The organism is Cedecea sp. P7760, from assembly GCF_013386425.1.
Lineage (GTDB): Bacteria > Pseudomonadota > Gammaproteobacteria > Enterobacterales > Enterobacteriaceae > Cedecea > Cedecea selenatireducens.
Genome location: NZ_JACARU010000045.1, coordinates 1 through 18,754 on the forward strand (window position 1 = coordinate 1; position 18,754 = coordinate 18,754).

General features: G+C 54.7%; 14 protein-coding genes and 6 tRNA genes. 12 read left to right on the forward strand and 8 right to left on the reverse strand.

Annotated features, from left to right (window positions below):
• The first annotated feature begins 188 nt into the window (after positions 1-188).
• Both HX778_RS15480 and HX778_RS15485 read left to right on the forward strand, forming a co-directional pair.
• On the forward strand, positions 189-1,895 hold the full coding sequence (locus HX778_RS15480; RefSeq protein WP_176982465.1) for a sensor histidine kinase: 1,707 nt from the start codon (positions 189-191) through the stop codon (positions 1,893-1,895).
• Positions 1,892-2,623 carry a LytTR family DNA-binding domain-containing protein gene (locus tag HX778_RS15485; protein ID WP_176982466.1) on the forward strand — a complete coding sequence of 244 codons (732 nt, stop codon included), beginning with the start codon at positions 1,892-1,894 and terminating at the stop codon, positions 2,621-2,623. The genes HX778_RS15480 and HX778_RS15485 overlap by 4 nt, the downstream gene beginning before the upstream one ends.
• A gap of 39 nt (positions 2,624-2,662) precedes the next feature.
• Here the strand turns inward: HX778_RS15485 and glk are convergent, their stop codons facing one another.
• Positions 2,663-3,628, reverse strand: a complete 966-nt coding sequence (gene glk / locus HX778_RS15490; protein ID WP_038480487.1) for a glucokinase — start codon at positions 3,626-3,628, stop codon at positions 2,663-2,665.
• 202 nt (positions 3,629-3,830) lie between these two features.
• On the opposite strand from glk, the gene HX778_RS15495 reads away from it, so the two are divergent.
• Positions 3,831-5,063, forward strand: a complete 1,233-nt coding sequence (locus tag HX778_RS15495) for an ion channel protein (RefSeq protein WP_176982467.1) — start codon at positions 3,831-3,833, stop codon at positions 5,061-5,063.
• Here HX778_RS15495 and HX778_RS15500 read toward each other — a convergent pair.
• Positions 5,060-6,721, reverse strand: coding sequence for an alpha-keto acid decarboxylase family protein (locus HX778_RS15500; RefSeq protein WP_038480481.1), 1,662 nt, complete (start codon positions 6,719-6,721; stop codon positions 5,060-5,062). The two genes, HX778_RS15495 and HX778_RS15500, sit on opposite strands and share 4 nt — an antisense overlap.
• Before the next feature lie 169 nt (positions 6,722-6,890).
• Between HX778_RS15500 and mgrA the strand changes: the two genes are divergently transcribed.
• Together mgrA and HX778_RS15510 are read left to right on the forward strand one after the other, a co-directional pair.
• Complete coding sequence (gene mgrA, locus HX778_RS15505; protein ID WP_176982468.1) at positions 6,891-7,880, forward strand: L-glyceraldehyde 3-phosphate reductase; 990 nt, start codon at positions 6,891-6,893, stop codon at positions 7,878-7,880.
• 154 nt (positions 7,881-8,034) lie between these two features.
• A complete protein-coding gene (locus tag HX778_RS15510; protein WP_038480475.1) occupies positions 8,035-8,361 on the forward strand; it encodes a DUF2502 domain-containing protein in 327 nt (108 codons plus the stop codon).
• Between the two features lie 56 nt (positions 8,362-8,417).
• On the opposite strand, the gene HX778_RS15515 is transcribed toward HX778_RS15510, so the two are convergent.
• Complete coding sequence (locus HX778_RS15515) at positions 8,418-9,674, reverse strand: Nramp family divalent metal transporter (protein ID WP_370527398.1); 1,257 nt, start codon at positions 9,672-9,674, stop codon at positions 8,418-8,420.
• A 345-nt stretch (positions 9,675-10,019) separates the two neighbouring features.
• Between HX778_RS15515 and HX778_RS15520 the strand changes: the two genes are divergently transcribed.
• On the forward strand, positions 10,020-11,207 hold the full coding sequence (locus tag HX778_RS15520) for a NupC/NupG family nucleoside CNT transporter (RefSeq protein ID WP_038480468.1): 1,188 nt from the start codon (positions 10,020-10,022) through the stop codon (positions 11,205-11,207).
• A 40-nt stretch (positions 11,208-11,247) separates the two neighbouring features.
• Here the strand turns inward: HX778_RS15520 and HX778_RS15525 are convergent, their stop codons facing one another.
• The 4 genes from HX778_RS15525 to HX778_RS15540 form a co-directional block, all read right to left on the reverse strand.
• Positions 11,248-12,897, reverse strand: a complete 1,650-nt coding sequence (locus HX778_RS15525; protein ID WP_370527397.1) for a diguanylate cyclase — start codon at positions 12,895-12,897, stop codon at positions 11,248-11,250.
• A gap of 32 nt (positions 12,898-12,929) precedes the next feature.
• Positions 12,930-15,113: an EAL domain-containing protein gene (locus tag HX778_RS15530; protein ID WP_176982470.1), complete on the reverse strand. Its 2,184-nt coding sequence runs from the start codon at positions 15,111-15,113 to the stop codon at positions 12,930-12,932.
• A gap of 237 nt (positions 15,114-15,350) precedes the next feature.
• Positions 15,351-15,426: transfer RNA gene (locus HX778_RS15535), tRNA-Ala, on the reverse strand.
• A gap of 45 nt (positions 15,427-15,471) precedes the next feature.
• Positions 15,472-15,547: transfer RNA gene (locus HX778_RS15540), tRNA-Ala, on the reverse strand.
• Between the two features lie 230 nt (positions 15,548-15,777).
• Between HX778_RS15540 and HX778_RS15545 the strand changes: the two genes are divergently transcribed.
• Both HX778_RS15545 and HX778_RS15550 read left to right on the forward strand, forming a co-directional pair.
• Positions 15,778-16,134: a YfeC-like transcriptional regulator gene (locus tag HX778_RS15545; protein WP_038480459.1), complete on the forward strand. Its 357-nt coding sequence runs from the start codon at positions 15,778-15,780 to the stop codon at positions 16,132-16,134.
• Between the two features lie 48 nt (positions 16,135-16,182).
• Positions 16,183-16,539, forward strand: coding sequence for a YfeC-like transcriptional regulator (locus tag HX778_RS15550; protein ID WP_038480456.1), 357 nt, complete (start codon positions 16,183-16,185; stop codon positions 16,537-16,539).
• A gap of 45 nt (positions 16,540-16,584) precedes the next feature.
• Here HX778_RS15550 and gltX read toward each other — a convergent pair whose 3' ends face one another.
• Complete coding sequence (gene gltX, locus HX778_RS15555; RefSeq protein WP_038480453.1) at positions 16,585-18,000, reverse strand: glutamate--tRNA ligase; 1,416 nt, start codon at positions 17,998-18,000, stop codon at positions 16,585-16,587.
• 259 nt (positions 18,001-18,259) lie between these two features.
• Here gltX and HX778_RS15560 point away from each other — a divergent pair.
• The 4 genes from HX778_RS15560 (at position 18,260) to HX778_RS15575 (ending at position 18,642) form a co-directional block, all read left to right on the forward strand.
• Positions 18,260-18,335, forward strand: a tRNA-Val gene (locus HX778_RS15560).
• 44 nt (positions 18,336-18,379) lie between these two features.
• A tRNA-Val gene (locus HX778_RS15565) sits at positions 18,380-18,455 on the forward strand.
• A 33-nt stretch (positions 18,456-18,488) separates the two neighbouring features.
• A tRNA-Val gene (locus tag HX778_RS15570) sits at positions 18,489-18,564 on the forward strand.
• 2 nt (positions 18,565-18,566) lie between these two features.
• Positions 18,567-18,642, forward strand: a tRNA-Lys gene (locus HX778_RS15575).
• Positions 18,643-18,754: the final 112 nt, after the last annotated feature.

Consider the following 18,754-nt stretch of genomic DNA (forward strand, 5'->3'; position numbering starts at 1 on the left):
GCGATGAGCTTGCCGGGCGCAGGGAAAATAGTTTTACGGGTGAACGGAACCTCAGCCGCCCCTGCATAAGAGTGGATGTTACTGGACGGCATAGGCGACGGTTCAAGCTGAGAACCAGCCCGCAACTGGAAACCCCCTCCAAATTTCCTTATCATTAGCGCTTCCCCTCTGAGCCACGCGAGTATCCCGTGCACGAAATTTTTACTATGTTGCTGGCGGTATTCGATCGCGCGGCGCTGATGCTTATTTGCCTTTTCTTCCTGATTCGCATTCGACTGTTCCGCGAACTGCTGCACAAAAGCGCCCACACGCCAAAAGAGCTGCTGGCGGTCACCGCCATCTTCTCGATGTTCGCCTTGTTCAGTACCTGGTCCGGGGTGCCGGTTGAAGGCTCGCTGGTCAACGTGCGCATTATCGCGGTGATGTCCGGCGGCATTCTGTTTGGGCCCTGGGTAGGCATTATTACCGGGCTGATTGCCGGGACCCACCGCTACCTGATTGATATCGGCGGCATTACCGCTATTCCCTGTTTTATCACCAGTATCCTGGCCGGGATAATTGCCGGCTGGATCAACCGCAAAGTGCCGAAAGAGAAGCACTGGCGGGTCGGGATCATAGGCGGCATGGTGTGCGAAACCATGACCATGATTCTGGTCGTGCTCTGGGCACCAAGCACCGCGCTCGGCCTCGATATCGTCTCTAAAATCGGCGTGCCGATGATCCTCGGCTCGGTGTCTATCGGCTTTATCATCCTGCTGGTGCAAAGCGTTGAGGGTGAAAAAGAGGCCAGCGCCGCCCGCCAGGCCAAGCTGGCGCTGGATATCGCCAACAAAACGCTGCCGCTGTTCCGCAAGGTCAACAGCGAGTCACTGCGCCAGGTTTGCAAGATTATTCGTCAGGATATCGACGCGGATGCGGTGGCCATTACCGATACCGAAAAAGTGCTGGCCTACGTCGGACTTGGCGAGAATAACTACCATGAGAACGACCAGGCCTTCAGCCCGCGCACCCGTCAGGCGTTGAAAGAGGGGCGCATTATTATCCGTAACGATGACGAAGCCTGGCGTACCCCGGAGATTCACTCCCTGATAATCATCCCGCTGTGGGAAAAAGGCGTGGTGACCGGCACCCTGAAAATCTATTACCGCCACGCCCATCAGATAACGTCCACGCTGCAGGAGATGGCCGTCGGCCTGTCGCAGATTATCTCCACCCAGCTTGAGGTTTCCCGCGCAGAGCAGCTGCGTGAAATGGCCAACAAGGCGGAGCTTAGAGCGCTGCAAAGCAAGATAAACCCGCACTTCCTGTTCAATGCGCTGAATGCGATATCGTCCTCTATCCGCATGAATCCGGACACCGCCCGCCAGCTCATCGTCAACCTGTCACGCTATCTGCGCTATAACATCGAGCTGAACGACGACGAGCAGATTGATATCCGCAAGGAGCTTTACCAGATCAAGGATTACATCGCCATTGAGCAGGCGCGCTTCGGCGACAAGCTGACGGTTATCTATAACATTGATGAAGAGGTCAACTGCCGCATTCCCAGCCTGCTTATCCAGCCGCTGGTGGAAAATGCCATCGTGCACGGTATTCAGCCCTGTAAAGGTAAGGGCGTGGTGACGATAAGTATTGAAGAGAGCGGCAACCGGGTGCGCATTGCGGTGCGTGATACCGGCCACGGCATAGATCCTAAGGTGATTGAGCGCGTGGAAAATAACGAGATGCCGGGCAATAAAATCGGCCTGCTGAACGTCCATCACCGCGTCCAGCTGCTCTACGGCGAAGGGCTGATTATTCGCCGCCTGGAGCCGGGCACCGAAATCGCCTTTTACGTGCCGCGCTCGGTTCCCCCCGCCGCCGCTCACCGCCCACTGGAAGGGAGAGAAGCATGAAGGTCATCATTGTAGAGGACGAGTTCCTGGCACAGCAGGAGCTTAGCTGGCTGATTAAAAACCATAGCGAGATGGAGATTGTCGCCTCTTTCGACGACGGCATGGACGTGCTGAAGTATCTGCAGCATCACGAAGTGGACGCCATTTTCCTCGACATCAATATTCCGTCGCTGGACGGCGTGCTGCTGGCACAGAACATCAGCAAGTTCGCCCATAAGCCGTTCATCGTGTTTATCACCGCCTGGAAAGAGCATGCGGTAGAGGCCTTCGAGCTGGAGGCCTTCGACTACATTCTGAAGCCGTATCAGGAGTCGCGCATTATTGGCATGCTGCAAAAGCTTGAGGCCGCTTACCAGCAGCAGACCTCACAGCCTGCGTCCAATCATGAAAACCGCGATGCCACCACGATTAACCTGATCAAAGACGAGCGAATTATCGTTACCGACATCAACGATATTTACTACGCGGAGGCCCACGAGAAGATGACGTTCGTCTATACGCGCCGCGAGTCTTACGTCATGCCGATGAATATCACCGAATTTTGCAGCCGCCTGCCGGAGAGCCATTTCTTCCGCTGCCACCGTTCGTATGTGGTGAACCTGAGCAAAATCCGTGAGATAGAACCGTGGTTTAACAATACCTATATTCTGCGCCTGCGCGACCTGGATTTTCAGGTGCCGGTGAGCCGCAGCAAGGTGAAAGAGTTCAGGCAGCTCATGCGCCTGTAGAGAAGGGAATCTGGCGGGCACAACGTGCCCGCACAAAACTTACAGGACGTGCCCCAGCGTCTGACGCAGGTGCGCTCCGGCGCCCAGCAGTCCCGGATTATCGTGAACGATGAGATAAACGGGAATATCCTTCACGAACTCTTTGAAGCGGCCTTTATCTTCAAATCCGCCGCGGAAGCCTGAAGCCTTAAAGAATTCCAGGAAGCGCGGCACAATGCCGCCGGCGATATACACGCCGCCAAAGGTGCTCATGTTCAGCGCCAGGTTGCCGCCAAAACGCCCCAGGATCACGCAGAATAGCGACAGCGCGCGGCGGCAGTCGGTGCAGGTGTCGTCCACCGCTTTCTCGGTAATGTCCTTCGGCTGGTAGTTTTCTGGTTCGCGTCCGTCGGCCTTAACAATGGCGCGGTAGAGATTCAGCAGGCCCGGGCCGGAGAGAATACGCTCGTTCGAAACGTGCCCAAGCTCTTTGCGCAGCTGCTCCAGGATAATGCCTTCTTCTTCGCTGTTTGCCGCAAAGTCTGAGTGGCCGCCCTCGCCCGGCAGGCTTATCCAGCGTTTATCAACGTGAACCAGGTGAGAAACGCCGAGCCCGGTACCCGCCCCGTAAACCACCACCGGTTTGCCTGCGACAGGTTCGCCGCCGCCGAACTGGATCAGGTGCTCTTTTTTAAGCGCCGGAATGGCCATTGAAACGCCGGTAAAGTCATTAATAATTTCCAGATGTTCGAAGCCGAGGTTTTTCTTCATTTCGGCGGTAGAAAACGCCCAGGTGTGGTTGGTCATTTCGACCCAATCACCGTTTATCGGGCAGGCAATCGCCACGCAGCCTGACTGCACGCTGATGTTATGTTCTTTGAGATAGTGCTGAATCACGGCTTCCAGGCTGGGATAATCAAGACCGGAGTAGGTCTTTGCCTGTGAGATATCACCCGTGCTCAAATCGCATAGCGCCAGACGTGCATTGGTGCCACCGACATCTCCCACCAAAGCATATTTTGTCATTCTCAAACAGCTCCGCTAAAGTCAGAATAAGTTCTGGCAACACTGTAAAATTAGCCAGCCGAAACAACAACGACCATCCTCCAGGTGCGGCCCGTTTGTTGAACCAGGTCACATTCTGGCTTTACCGTTTCAGCTCTGTTTGCAATGCGGCTTGCGACTTTTTGTTTTTGAGCCGTCTGATACCCTATTGTAAGGATTGACTATGCTCCATCCGCGAGCCAGAACGATGCTGGTACTTTCCATCCCGGCTCTGATTATCGGCGTCTTATCCAGCCTGGTGTTAATTGTGGTGATGAAAATCGCCGGGGCGTTACAGGAGTATCTATGGGCCACGCTGCCTATGGAACAAGGTTACGATCCCCACTCCCCCTTCTGGATACTCTTGATACTGACCCTGACCGGCGTAGCGGTCGGGCTGGTGATTCGTTTTCTGCCGGGCCACGGCGGGCCAGATCCCGCTACCGAGCCGCTCATTGGCGCCCCCGTACCGGCGATGGCCATTCCGGGCCTGATTATGGCGCTGGTTATAGGCCTTGCAGGCGGCGTGAGCCTGGGGCCGGAACACCCGATCATGGCGGTGAATATCGCGCTCGCGGTGGCGCTGGGTGCCCGTGTGTTACCGAAAGTTAGTCCGCTGGACTGGACGATTTTGGCCGCAGCAGGAACCATCGGTGCGTTATTCGGCACGCCGGTTGCCGCCGCGCTTATCTTTTCGCAAACGCTCGGCGGGAATAACGAAGTGCCGCTGTGGGACAGGCTGTTTGCCCCACTAATGGCGGCGTCCGCAGGGGCGCTGACCACCAGCATTTTCTTTCATCCACACTTCGCCCTGCCGGTTGCCAACTACCCGGAAATGCACATTGAAGATCTGTTCAGCGGCGCGGTGGTTACCGCCATCGCCATCGCGATGGGCATGGTGGGCGTCTGGTGTTTACCGAGGCTGCACCGCCTGATGCATCAGCTAAAACAGCCGGTGCTTATTCTCGGCGTCGGTGGTTTTTTGCTTGGTCTGTTGGGGATAATTGGCGGCGAAATCACCCTGTTTAAAGGCCTGGACGAGATGCGCCAGCTGGCGGTTTCCGGCTTCTCGGTTTCATCGCTGCTGCTGTTTGCGGTGGTGAAGCTGGCGGCGCTGGTTGTCGCCGCCGCCAGCGGTTTCCGGGGCGGGCGTATTTTCCCGGCGGTATTTGTGGGCGTTGCCCTGGGTATGATGCTGCACCAGCACGTCGAGGCCGTTCCCGCCGCGATTACGCTGTCATGCGCCGTCCTTGGCCTGGTGCTTGTGGTGACGCGTGATGGCTGGCTGAGCCTGTTTATGGCGATGGCCGTGGTGCCGGACGTCAAACTCCTGCCCCTGCTGTGCATCGTGATGTTACCCGCCTGGCTCCTGCTGGCGGGTAAACCGTTGATGATGGCCGGGCGATCGAATCACTAGTGCTCCATTTCTGAGTTGCCCTTGCCCAGCGAGCTGGTGACCGCTCGCAGCAGCTCGGGAATGTCCTGCTTTGGCAGTACCACTTCCACCAGCGCCAGCCTTTCCGGGCTGGCCAGTTTCTCCAACACGGCGGCAAGCTGCGCGGTTTCCGTGACTCGCCAGCACTCGGCGAGGCTGTCAACGTTCATCGCCTGCGGCAAACGGGTCCAGTCCCAGGCCGCAATGTCGTTGTAGCGCTGTTCAGGGCCATGAATAGCGCGTTCAACCGTGTAACCCTCGTTATTCAGCAGCAGGATGACCGGTTTCTGGCCGTCACGCTGCATGCTGCCCAGTTCCTGAATAGTGAGCTGGGCGGAGCCGTCGCCTATCAGCAGAAGTACGCGCCTGTTCGGCCACGCGGTTTGCGCCCCAAACGCCGCTGGCAGCGTAAAGCCAATCGATCCCCAGAGCGGCTGCACGATGAAGGTTACGCCTGCAGGCAGAGTCAACGCCGCCGCGCCAAAGGCCGCCGTGCCCTGATCGGCCAGAATGATATCCCCTGGCTGTAAGGCATTTTGTATTGCTTGCCAGAAAGCGTGCTGGTCCAGCTTGCCGCTTTCGCAGGCAGGGAGCGCTGGCGGCCTTTGCGTTGCCTCGGGCCAGGAGGCGGCCTGACGAGCGCACAGCGGCTGCAAAATGGCTATCGCCTGAGCCATTGAAATGCCGCTAAACCAGCGTTCCCCCACCCGCACCGCATTCGGCTGAACCTCAATCGTCTGCTGCAGGCTTAGCTTCTGGCTAAATCCTGCGGTGATGGTGTCGGTAAACTTCACGCCCACGCAGATAACCAGCCCGGCGCCTTCAATACCCTGTTTGACCGGCGGCTGGCTGGCCGCTCCGCTGTAGGTGCCGAGAAAACCGGGTTGGCTTTCATCAAACAGCCCCTTTCCCATCAGCAATGAAGCATGCGGGACGGGCGTGCTGTTCATCCATTGTTGAAGCGTTTTTTGCAGGCCGTAGCGCTGGGCAAGGAAATCTGCCAAAAGGGCAACGCTGCGGCTTTCGGCAATTTTGGCCTGCGCGCAATGGCGGAAGGCTTCCAGAGTGGCCGGTTCAGCCGCCGTTTCGCTCACCGCCAGGCGTTTTGAGGGACGCGTTGCAGGTGCTTCTGCAACATCGCTCGGCAGTAACAGATAGCCGGGACGCTGCTGCCTGAGGGCTTCGAGGATCACGCGGTCAATTTCGCTGCAGGCGTTGGCGGGCGTTAGCGAGGCCTGCGCCACCGAGACTTCTTCCGCGATGCGCAGAAAATGACGGAAATCGCCATCCCCCAGCGTGTGGTGAAGCAGCTCTCCACGCTGCTGGGCGTGGCTGTTTGGCGCACCAACAATATGAATGATGGGCAGGTGCTCTGCGTAACTTCCCGCCACGCCGTTTAGCGCGCTCAGCTCTCCGACACCGAACGTGGTCAGCAGCGCCGCCGCCCCCTTGCAGCGGGCATATCCGTCGGCAGCATAGGCCGCATTCAGTTCATTAGCACAGCCAACCCAGGCCAGCCTCGGATGGGCGATAACGTGATCCAGGAAAACAAGGTTGTAGTCACCGGGCACGCCGAAGAGGTGACCGATCCCCGCTTCGTTGAGCCGGTCGACAAGATAGTCTGCCACACAGTAGCGCATAGGATTTTCCTTCTATGAGGGCTTGCTGTGAGTATTGAGTAACCGGGATCGGTGTCGAGAATATATCCGATTTTAGGGGTGGAACGTGGAATTTACAGCGGGATACGGCGTATTCTGGATTGTGAAAGCGTATACACTAATTTCTCTGTTACCCATAAGGATGGCAATAATGACCTGGCAGCCTGACCCTGAACGCTATACGTCTATGGAATACCGTCGCTGCGGCCGCAGCGGCCTGAAACTGCCCGCTATTTCCTTTGGCCTTTGGCATAATTTTGGCGATGAAACGCTGCTGGAAACCAGCCGCCAGCTGCTGAGAAAGGCCTTTGATCTCGGGATTACTCATTTCGACCTCGCCAACAACTACGGGCCGCCGCCGGGCTCGGCCGAGTCCAACTTTGGCCGCATTTTGCGGGAAGATTTCCATGCCTGGCGCGATGAGCTGATTATCTCCACTAAGGCGGGCTACACCATGTGGGACGGGCCTTACGGCGACTGGGGCTCGCGCAAATATTTGATTTCGAGCCTCGACCAGAGCCTGAAGCGCATGGGGCTGGAATACGTCGATATTTTCTATCATCACCGCCCGGACCCGGAAACGCCGCTGGAGGAGACCATGCGCGCCCTCGACCATCTCGTGCGCCAGGGCAAAGCGCTGTACGTGGGGATTTCTAACTACCCGGCAGACCAGGCGGAAAAAGCCATTGATATCCTGAACGATCTCGGCACCCCCTGCCTCATCCACCAGCCGCGTTACTCGATGTTCGAGCGCTGGGTTGAAGGCGGCCTGCTGGATTTACTGCAAAACAAAGGCGTCGGCAGCATCGCCTTTTCCCCTCTTGCCGGCGGCCAGCTCACCGACCGCTATCTGGGCGGTATTCCCGCTGATTCACGTGCCGCCAGCGGCAGTCGCTTCCTGAATCCGGACCAGATAACGGAAGAGAAACTGGCCAAAGTGCGCAAGCTTAATGCGCTGGCGGCAAAACGCGGGCAGAAGCTGTCGCAGATGGCGCTGGCGTGGGTACTGCGAGATGAGAAGATAACGTCGGTATTAATTGGCGCCAGTAAAATCAGCCAGATAGAGGATGCCGTGGGTATGCTTAGCAAGCGCGGCTTCAGCGAGCAGGAACGCGCTGAAATCGAGGCTATTTTAGTGTAAACGCTTACCTTCTCTCCCTGAATAAGCTTCTGGCTTGTGCAAAAAGTGCTGCCGTCGGTGATTTAGGAATTGTGTAGTTCATCGGACTGTTTGTCGGTTTGTAATATTGTGTTAACAAGCCGCAACACGGCTAAGAGAACCAGGGAGAGAAAGTATGTTCAGGTCATTAATGCTTGCCCTTGCCTTACTGGCCGCGGCGCCGATGGTGGCTAACGCGGGTGAAATTACCCTGCTGCCGTCGGTTAAGTTACAGATTGGCGACAGGGATTATCGCGGCAACTACTGGGACGGCGGCAGATGGCGGGACCGCGACTACTGGCACCGAAACTATGAATGGCGCGATCGCGGCTGGCATCACCACCGTGGCTGGAACAAAGGCTGGGATCGCGGTCGCAACAGCTACGAACGCGGCTATCGCGAAGGCTGGAGAGATCGAGACGACCACCGTGGCAGAGGCCACGGCCACGGTCACCGCCACTGATAAAAAAGGGCTGGATTATCCAGCCCTTTTCATTTTATCCGCTTTACCCGGCAAGATTAATTGCCAAATAACGTGCCGAAAATCAACCACAGGTTCAGCGCCACCACCACCGCCACAATCGCCCAGCCGACAAGCTTTACCCAGCGAACGTTAACCAGGTCACCCATCAGCTTTTTGTCGCTGGTAAAAATCAGCAGCGGCACCAGCGCCAGGGCAATCCCGAAGCTCAGCAGAACCTGGCTCATGACCAGAATACGGGTAGGATCGAGCCCCATCATGATGACCACGAAAGACGGCGCCATGGTAATAGCCCGGCGTACCCACAGCGGGATATAGAAGCGCACAAAGCCCTGCATGACGACCTGCCCGGCGAGCGTCCCGACGACCGTTGATGACAGACCTGCCGCAACCAGGCTAAGGCCGAAAATCGTGGCCGCCGAATGGCTCAGCAGTGGCTCCAGCGTTTTATAGGCGTCTTCCAGCTCGGCAACGCCGGTGTGCCCGGTGAAGTGAAACGCCGCTGCGGCGGTCGCCATCATCGCCAGGTTGACGAAGCCGGCAATCGTCATGGCTATCCCCACGTCCCATTTGGTCGCGGAATAGCGCTCTGCCCGGTTGCCCGCATGCAGGTGCTGGGTCAGCGAAGAGTGCAGGTAAATCACGTGCGGCATGATAGTCGCCCCGAGCACGCCGGCGGCAAGATAAACCGCCTCGGACGTTGGCAGGCTTGGGATCAGCATCCCTTTGCCCAGCTCCGCGAACTTCGGCTGGGAGAAAATCAGCTCAACGATGTAGGCCGCGGCCACAAACAGCAGCAGCCCGCCAATGACTTTTTCCAGCGGCTTTTGCCCGCGGCTTTGCAGCATCAGGATCAGGAAGGTGGCGATCCCGGTCAGCACCGCGCCCTGCAAGAGCGAAACGCCAAGGATGAGCTTAAAGCCGATGGCCGCCCCGATAAACTCGGCGAGATCCGTCGCCATCGCAATGATTTCCGCCTGAACCCAGTAAATCCAAACCAGAGGACGCGGATAATGGTCGCGGATTTGCTCCGCGAGATTTTTGCCGGTGGCTATTCCCAGCTTGGCGGAAAGCACCTGAATCAGCGCCGCCATCAGGTTGGCCCACACCACCACCCACAGCAGCTGGTAGCCATAGCTCGCCCCGGCCTGAATATTGGTCGCGAAGTTACCGGGATCGATGTAGCCGATAGCGGCGATAAACGCTGGCCCCATCAGCGCCAGCCGCAGCTTGCGCGCGGTACGCCCGGTGTTGCTGTCAATGCGACTGCTTGTCATCTTCTGCCTCTGAGATATAGCCTTTGCTATGTTTCATGCTATCAAAGTGAGAATGATTATCAAGTTCATTTAATGCGGGGAAATTGATTTCTCTGATAGCTGAAAACGATAGGCAGGAGGCGTGAGATGGCGATTCTGGATGCCGGTTAACGGATTAACATTCAACCAACGTGTAAGCTGTTAGCCAGTTATCCTAACGTAACTTTTAGCTTCTTTACTTAACATAGCAGAAATGTATGGTGGATCACTATTTTTGCGTTCCGTCACAGCTCATCACTATAGTGTGGAATTGATCTCGTTTTCTTATTGCTTGTTACATAGAATGTGCAACGAAATTAAACCTGCCTCATATTTGGAGCAAATATGTCCCGCGTTTTGCACTTTGTTTTAGCGCTTGCTGTGGTCGCGCTGCTGGCTCTGCTGGTCAGCCCTAACCGCAAGCAAATTCGTATTCGCTTTGTCATTCAACTGTTAGTGATCGAAGTTTTACTGGCCTGGTTCTTCCTGACCTCAGACGTCGGCCTGGGCTTCGTAAAAGGTTTCTCCGAGATGTTCGAGAAACTGCTCGGCTTCGCTAACGAAGGGACAAACTTTGTCTTCGGCAAAATGAACGACGAAGGCCTGGCGTTCTTCTTCCTGAAGGTGCTGTGCCCAATCGTGTTCATTTCTGCGCTGATCGGTATTCTGCAGCATATCCGCATTCTGCCGATTGTTATTCGCGCCATCGGTACCGTGCTTTCTAAAGTCAACGGTATGGGTAAGCTGGAATCCTTTAACGCCGTAAGCTCGCTGATTCTGGGACAGTCAGAAAACTTCATCGCCTATAAGGATATTCTCGGCAAGATGTCGCGCAACCGCATGTACACCATGGCGGCAACCGCGATGTCCACCGTGTCCATGTCAATCGTGGGCGCGTACATGACCATGCTACAGCCAAAATACGTGGTTGCCGCGCTGGTGCTGAACATGTTCAGTACCTTTATCGTGCTGTCGCTTATCAACCCGTACCGCGTGGATGAGAAAGAAGAAGACCTGCAGATGTCTAACCTGCACGAAGGTCAAAGCTTCTTCGAAATGCTCGGCGAGTACATTCTGGCAGGTTTCAAAGTGGCGATTATCGTTGCCGCTATGCTGATTGGCTTCATCGCGCTGATTTCTGGCCTGAACGCGCTGTTCGCGGCTGTGCTGGGCATCTCCTTCCAGGGCATTCTGGGCTACATCTTCTACCCGGTTGCATGGGTGATGGGCGTGCCGTCCGGCGAAGCGCTGCAGGTCGGTAGTATCATGGCGACCAAACTGGTTTCTAACGAATTCGTTGCCATGATGGATCTGCAAAAGATTGCTGGCTCCCTGTCTCCACGCGCTGAAGGTATCCTGTCCGTATTCCTGGTTTCCTTCGCTAACTTCTCTTCTATCGGCATCATCGCGGGCGCGATTAAAGGCCTGAACGAAGAGCAAGGTAACGTGGTTTCCCGCTTCGGCCTGAAGCTGGTTTACGGTTCTACGCTGGTAAGTATCCTGTCCGCGTCCATCGCCGCGCTGGTTATCTAATTTTTGCGTATGAAGAAACCGGTGCCATGCACCGGTTTTTTTATGCCCGCGATTCGGCGGCTACCTCTGCGCCCCAGCACACTCTGTTACGCCCCTGCTGCTTAGCCAGATAAAGCCGAATATCGGCCTGGCTCTGTATCTGCTCCAGCGCGCCGTCCGGCGCCTCTTCATGGGAAGCAACGCCCAGCGAAGCCGTCACCAGCAGCGTGGATTCATCCTCAAGCTTCAGCGGCGTGTTCACCAGCATCTTGCGTACCCGCTGGGCGACGGCAATAGCCGCATGCAGGTCGGTATCAGGCAGGTAGAGACAAAACTCCTCGCCGCCAATACGCCCGACGATGTCCTGGCTACGAATTGCCTGCTGAATACAGCGCGTGGCGTGAATCAGCACGCGGTCCCCGACCTGGTGCCCAAAGCGGTCATTCACCTTTTTGAAGTGATCGAGATCCAGCTGAATCAGGGAGTAATCCACATACTGCGGGCTTATGCGTCCGGTCGTCTCAAAGAACCCACGCCGGTTAAGGACGCCGGTCAGGTCGTCATGGAGCGCGTGTCGGTGCATTTCCTGCTGCAACTGTCCCATATTACGAATCAGCCGGCAGATCATACGGTGCGAGCCAAGCAGGATAAGAATGACGGTCAGCCACATCAGCATCAGCAGGATGCTGAAGCGCCCAAAATCCTCATGCAGTCCCTGCCTGACGGTCTGGATACTCACCAGAATGGCTCCCGTCCCGGTCACTTTACCGAAGGTGGCGTAGGCGTAGCCAAAGCGTAATGTTCCCCGAGACTCACCGGTCAGTTTTGCAAGAATAGCCAGCCGCTGTTTTTCGCTGAGCTGATAGCCATTTTGCGAGCCAACCGGGCGTGTTAACGGGTTCATCCGTTTATCAAAAAGCAGATAGGTGCTGTGGGTGTCTTCTGGTAAAGCGCTGGAGAGAAACAGCCGCATCGTATCCGTGGTGACGGCAATGCCAAACAGCCCAATCCACCGATCGTCAAAATCAACGGGGAGCGAGCCGTTAATCAGCGTTTTACCCGTATCAGCGATGTTTTGCCGCGTCCAGAAAGGCTCCCGCCGGGGATTAAGCATCGGTGAACCCAGCACAAACGAGCCCTGTATTTCCCTCGGGTTAGCGCTTTGGATAAGCAGTTTGTTCACATCTGGCGACAGGGAAGCAATAAAAGCGCCGGAGCGCGACATGTAATAAATGCTGGAGGACAGCCGGTTGCTCCCACCGGCCAGCGGGAAGAGATCCTGAATGTCGCGCAGCGCCTGGTATTCGCGCCGCGTTAAGCTTGCTCTCTCTTCTTCAGTCTGATTTTTAAAGGGCCGAACGCTATCGGGGATGGCTAAGCTTTGAATACGCAGCGGCGACAGCGTCTCTTTGTTGCTGGCCCGGGCAGCAAGCTGCGACAGCGGCGTGAACTGAGGCTCATGCAGCGTTTCAATAAACATACGTCGCAGGTAGCGCAGGTTATCCATCTGATATTGAGATTTGCTTTCAAGCCTGGCGATAACGCTTTCAAGATGGCTGAGCTGGCTGGTGCGATACCCGTGGTTAAACAGCTCTCCCTGCTGCCAGAACATGAATGTTATCAGCAGAAACAGCGACAAAAAGCACACATGGGTTATGCGTAGTGTCTTGACCATCGGCAGATGGAAATAGCTCATCAACGACGTGCTCACGGTGATTCCTTTTTAGGGCGCAAAGGAGAGCGTCAGGGCTTCAACTGCTGCAGAGGTTCGGGTTTCCCCACCAGATAGCCCTGCAGGAACTGGACGCCAAGCTGCAGCAGGATTTCGCGCTGCTCTTGCGTTTCGACATACTCCGCCACGACGGCCAGCGGTTTAGCCGCCGCCAGTTTGCAAATGGACTTCACGATGAGTTTATCCATCACGTCGGTGGTAATGTCGCGAACAAAACATCCATCAATCTTGATGATATCTGCCTGCAGCTTCTTCAGGCGCTCATAGTTAGCGTAGCCTGTCCCAAAATCATCGATAGCAATCTTAAAGCCTTTCTCGCGCAGCAGGGCAATATTTTGGTTAGACGTTTCCGAGTTAGAGAACGCCTGTTCCTCCGTGACTTCAATGACCACCGCGCTGGTGGGCACTTTATAAGCTTTAAACTGAGCAACAATCTGCTGGGCAATCTCTTTTTGCATGAGCGTGAGCGGCATCAGATTGACCGAGAATCGAATCTGGTGGGTATCGTCGGGGTGCTTCGCAAGCCAGGCCAGAAGCATCTTCATGACCATCATGTCAAAGCGTGTACTGAGGTTGAACTCGGCAATGACAGGAATAAATTTATCCGGCGTGATGTTCTGGCCGTCAATCACCAGACGGCTGAGGATTTCGTGATAGCCCTTCCCTTCGCGGTTCACAATAGGCTGCGCATAAAGCTGAAACGCCTCTTCGTCTATCGCCCGCTTAATCTTTTGCAGCAGCAAGACGCGCTCGGTGGTTTGCCCCGACACCGCCTCCAGCCTTGAGTCCAGGCCAAGCACACGCTGCACGTCGCTGGCTTTTTCGGCCAGATAACTTAATTGCCCCAGCGTACGCTGCAGCTCCTCCGGTGAATCCACAATCCCCCAGGAGGCCCCGTATTCAATTTCAAGCGAGGTGTTATTCCACGGGATTTTCTTATTATTCAATTGCTCAACGAAATAGGTTAACCGTGCTTCAGTTTCCCCGCCGCGTAAAAATAAAAGTAACTCACTACCGGGAAGCTGGAATATTTTCTCGCCCTCAAGCAGCCACGGCTGTAATTCTCTGGCGATGGTTTTTTTACAGTATATGCGCATCATCATGCCGTAATGTCGGCTAAGAAACTCAAAGTTAGCCATTCTCAGGCAGCAAAGTGCGCCCGTAGGATAAAGGCCAATATGCTCTTCAAGCGCGCGTAAATTAGGTAATGTGGTTAAAGGATCGGTCTGCGCCTGCAAATGATAAATGCGCTTCATCCATTCATTTTTATGGTAGGAGGCGGCCATGTACAGCAGGCAGACGGTAAAGGAGATAAAGACCGAAAGAATAAATGACAGCGAGTATTGCGTATTCACGCCCTGTAAAAAGCCGGTGTTATAGGTCAGCAAGACCCATGCCGAAATGCCCCACAGCAGAGAAGATAACCTGCCGCCCAGGCGACGAATACCAAGGGTAAACAGCACAAATACAACGGGAACCAGGTAGCCGGAAATCAGCTCACTATGCCACGGCGAGCACATCAGCAGCAGGTACAGTACCCAGGCCGCCAGCCAGCACGCCGTATAAAAGCGGTGCTTATCCCGCCTGTAATGCCTTACGCAGCGCCGCCAGAAGCCTACAGCAAAATGCGGGTTCAGCAACATACGCAGCGGGTAATAGAACAGCGGTGTGAAAATCAATGAAGCCACGACCAGGTTCAGCACATCGACAATCATGTAGATAACCGAGCCGCCGCCGAAGAACGGCGCAAGCTCAGGCGGGTACTCAACGACATTGCCCGAGAGATACATCAGCAGCTTGATGGTAAACGGCGCGACAAACCCAAGCCAGAAAATGCGCGGCCCCATCCCCTTATTGGGTAAGCCAAAGCGCCAGCGGCGGCCCGAATAGTAATGGGTAATCAGACTGGCAATAAGCAAAGGGAATAACAGACAGAAAATAAATACAACGAGAGGAAACGGCGGTAAATCAAGAAGCCAGGTATAAATAATCAGCGACCCTGCTGCCAGCGGCAAAATCGCCTGTCGCCCGTAAATAATAATCATTGCCATAATAAAACTTAACGGCAGATAGGCGAGATAGGTTTTATGCCCGTCAACAAACGTTGTCGGTGAAATATAACGAGAAAAGGGAATGAGGAGTAAACACAACGTCAGGGCAATCGCTATTTTTCTTATCGTCTTGTAAATAATCATAGGCCATTGTGTTAACTTTATGTAATTGTTGAAATATTATTTTTTCGCCGGCAAGAGTACGTTTATTTATTGAGCGAATCAAGTTTCTGAAATGCTCAAAAACAAAATCTTACCTTACAGCAGAAAGAATAGAACAAGCCGACCTAAAGGGAGCGTTTTTTACCGGACGAGCGTTTGGGGAGGCGTGTCTGAAGAGACAAAAACAAAAACCCCCGCCGAAGCGAGGGTTTCAAATTTTGGTGGAGCTAAGCGGGATCGAACCGCTGACCTCTTGCATGCCATGCAAGCGCTCTCCCAGCTGAGCTATAGCCCCAACGGACAGGTGCTGATTTTACGGTACCAATCTGCTGGTGAAGATTGGTGGAGCTAAGCGGGATCGAACCGCTGACCTCTTGCATGCCATGCAAGCGCTCTCCCAGCTGAGCTATAGCCCCAAACCGTAAAGACCTTGTCGTGTTGACGGGCGGCATAATATGAAACCCCACATAGCGTGTCAACGGCAATTTGTTCTTCCGCGATCAATCGCCTAAAAAGCCATCGCATCAGGCAATTCCAGGTTGCATAACATCCCGTTGTAGTTAATTCTGTCACAGTTTCACGTTAGGCAGTTCAATAAAATGAACCACTAATAAAGCCCTTTCGGCCGCAATGAAAAGGAATCACTGTGCTCAAGGAAAGAATGACACCTGAAGAATTAGCCGTTATTACCGGCTACAGCCGCCAGACCATTAACAAGTGGGTTCGCAAAGAAAACTGGGAGACCTCACCTAAACCCGGCATTCAGGGAGGCAAAGCGCGGCTGATTCACATTGATGAGCAAGTCCGGGAGTTTATTAACAGCACCCGACGAGTGACGGAGAATCCCGCGCGCTATAACGCTGCCGATGCCTCGCTTGAAAATCTGCTGGTGAACTCGGTGCAGCAAATGTCCGACAGCGAGCAACAAAAGATGTCCGCGATGCTGCTGCGCGACGGGATTGCAGGTTTACTTAAACGTCTGGGCATTAGCGATAACGAGTAATTACGCCTGTTATTTCCTGCCGGCGTTAGGGAAAGTAAAGGAATGCATATGTTCAAGGAAAAAATGACCGCCGCTGAACTGGCGGAGATGACGGGTTACACCCGCCAGACGATCAATAAGTGGATACTGAAACATAACTGGGAAACCTGTAAAAAAAAAGGCGTACCGGGAGGTAAAGCAAGGTTCATTTATATCTCCGAGCAGGTGAAAACGTTTATCTACAACACCCGCTATATGAGCGACAGAGTAGCCTCTTATCGCGTCCTTCGAACACCGCTGGAACAGCTGATGCTGAACGCCCTGCGTACCTTATCCGAAGATGAACAGCATAAAATGACCGCGATCCTTGAGCGTGAAGGAAGTGAAGGTCTGCTCAAACGCCTCGGAATTCAAAAGAATAAATAAAAAAAGCCGGTGACTCAGCACCGGCTTTTTACATTCTATGAATGCTTACTGCTGCGCTTCACGCTCGCTGATGAAATCGAGCGCTTTATTGATGCGCGCCACGGAGCGCTGCTTGCCAATCGCATGCACGGTCACATCCAGGCCAGGAGACTGCCCAGCCCCGGTCACGGCCACGCGCAGCGGCATGCCGACTTTGCCCATCCCGACTTCCAGTTCATCGGCCGTCGCCTGAATAGCATGGTGAACGTTTTCTGCCGTCCAGTCGCTCAGCGCTGCCAGCTTGTCACGCACCACTTCCAGCGGCTGACGCGCAACCGGGCGCAGGTGTTTCTTCGCCGCATCGGCGTCAAACTCGCTGAAGTCTTCGTAGAAGTAGCGGCAGGTCTGCGCCATTTCTTTCAGGGTTTTGCAACGCTCACCCAGCAGCTTCACCAGCTCTGACAGCTGCGGGCCATTGCGGGTATCAATATTTTCCTGCTCGATGTGCCACTGCAGGTGGGTCGCCACGTACTCTGGCTCCAGTGTATTAATGTAGTGGTGGTTCAGCCACTGCAGCTTTTCAGTATTGAAGGCGCTGGCTGACTTGCTTACCGCGTTCAGGCTGAACATCTCAATCATCTCTTCACGCGTGAAGATCTCCTGGTCGCCGTGAGACCAGCCCAGACGCACCAGATAGTTCAGCAGCGCTTCCGGCAGGTAGCCGTCGTCGCGGTACTGCATGACGCTTACCGCCCCGTGACGCTTGGAAAGCTTTTTGCCGTCGTCGCCGTTGATCATGGAAACGTGCGCATAAAGCGGAACCGGCGCGTTCAGCGCTTTCAGGATGTTGATCTGGCGCGGCGTGTTGTTGATATGGTCTTCACCACGGATAACGTGGGTGATCTCCATATCCCAGTCGTCCACGACCACACAGAAGTTATAGGTTGGAGATCCGTCGGTACGGCGGATGATCAGATCGTCCAGTTCCTGATTGCTGAATTCGATCGGGCCACGAATCTGGTCGTCAAAGATAACGGAGCCTTCCTGCGGGTTGGCAAAACGCACAACGCACGGTTCGTCATCGGCATGATGCTCGTGGCTGTGGCGGCAAAGGCCGTCATAACGAGGCTTCTCGTTATTAGCCATTTGCTCCTCGCGCAGCGCCTCAAGGCGTTCTTTAGAGCAATAGCATTTATACGCCGTCCCCGCCGCCAGCATTTCGTCGATAGCCTGGTTGTAACGATCAAAACGCTTGGTCTGATAGTACGGGCCCTCATCCCACTGCAGGCTCAGCCAGTTCATCCCGTCCATGATGGCTTCAATGGCTTCCGGGGTAGAACGCTCGAGGTCGGTGTCTTCTATACGCAGCACGAACTCGCCTTTGTTATGACGAGCAAAAAGCCAGGAATAGAGAGCAGTACGGGCACCGCCAACGTGCAGATAGCCTGTTGGGCTTGGCGCAAAGCGAGTTTTGATTTTCATTAAACGGCCTTAGTTACACATATTTGCCGGCAAAGCGGCAATTGCCAGGGAAAATTAACAGGCAACATTCTATCACTGTGCGCTAATTCCTCAATGTTGATGCCTGTAGATAGCAGGAAAGCGAAGAATTTGATGATAAATCAAACGCCAATGCATGTTTCTTGATCGCATCGTTTAATTTTAAGACGAACGAACAAAAACTTTAGAAAAGGCGTTGACTCATTTTCAACTGTCCCTATAATGCGACTCCACAAACCGGGGGTGATTAGCTCAGTTGGTAGAGCATCTCCTTTACACGGAGGGGGTCGGCGGTTCGAGCCCGTCATCACCCACCACTCTTTAAGAGTGACCCGGAATGTACAGTAAGAGATTTAGAGATGGGTGATTAGCTCAGTTGGTAGAGCATCTCCTTTACACGGAGGGGGTCGGCGGTTCGAGCCCGTCATCACCCACCATCTCCTCTTACAGAATTAGCAGTACCGAAGTTTGGGTGATTAGCTCAGTTGGTAGAGCACCTCCTTTACACGGAGGGGGTCGGCGGTTCGAGCCCGTCATCACCCACCATCGGGTCGTTAGCTCAGTTGGTAGAGCAGTTGACTTTTAATCAATTGGTCGCAGGTTCGAATCCTGCACGACCCACCAATGTAGAAAGGCGCCCTAAAGGCGCCTTTTTGCTATGAGTAATTCGGCAGGATGAGAACCTGCTGCAGGTTCGACAAAATTGTCGGGAACAATTTTGCATAACCGCTTGCGG

Excerpts from the sequence above, each read along its gene's own strand:
- HX778_RS15485 (WP_176982466.1), top strand. The coding sequence starts at position 1,892 with ATGAAGGTCATCATTGTAGAGGACGAGTTCCTGGCACAGCAGGAGCTT.
- glk (WP_038480487.1), bottom strand. The coding sequence starts at position 3,628 with ATGACAAAATATGCTTTGGTGGGAGATGTCGGTGGCACCAATGCACGT.
- HX778_RS15495 (WP_176982467.1), top strand. The coding sequence starts at position 3,831 with ATGCTCCATCCGCGAGCCAGAACGATGCTGGTACTTTCCATCCCGGCT.
- HX778_RS15500 (WP_038480481.1), bottom strand. The coding sequence starts at position 6,721 with ATGCGCTACTGTGTGGCAGACTATCTTGTCGACCGGCTCAACGAAGCG.
- mgrA (WP_176982468.1), top strand. The coding sequence starts at position 6,891 with ATGACCTGGCAGCCTGACCCTGAACGCTATACGTCTATGGAATACCGT.
- HX778_RS15510 (WP_038480475.1), top strand. The coding sequence starts at position 8,035 with ATGTTCAGGTCATTAATGCTTGCCCTTGCCTTACTGGCCGCGGCGCCG.
- HX778_RS15520 (WP_038480468.1), top strand. The coding sequence starts at position 10,020 with ATGTCCCGCGTTTTGCACTTTGTTTTAGCGCTTGCTGTGGTCGCGCTG.
- HX778_RS15530 (WP_176982470.1), bottom strand. The coding sequence starts at position 15,113 with ATGATTATTTACAAGACGATAAGAAAAATAGCGATTGCCCTGACGTTG.
- HX778_RS15550 (WP_038480456.1), top strand. The coding sequence starts at position 16,183 with ATGTTCAAGGAAAAAATGACCGCCGCTGAACTGGCGGAGATGACGGGT.
- gltX (WP_038480453.1), bottom strand. The coding sequence starts at position 18,000 with ATGAAAATCAAAACTCGCTTTGCGCCAAGCCCAACAGGCTATCTGCAC.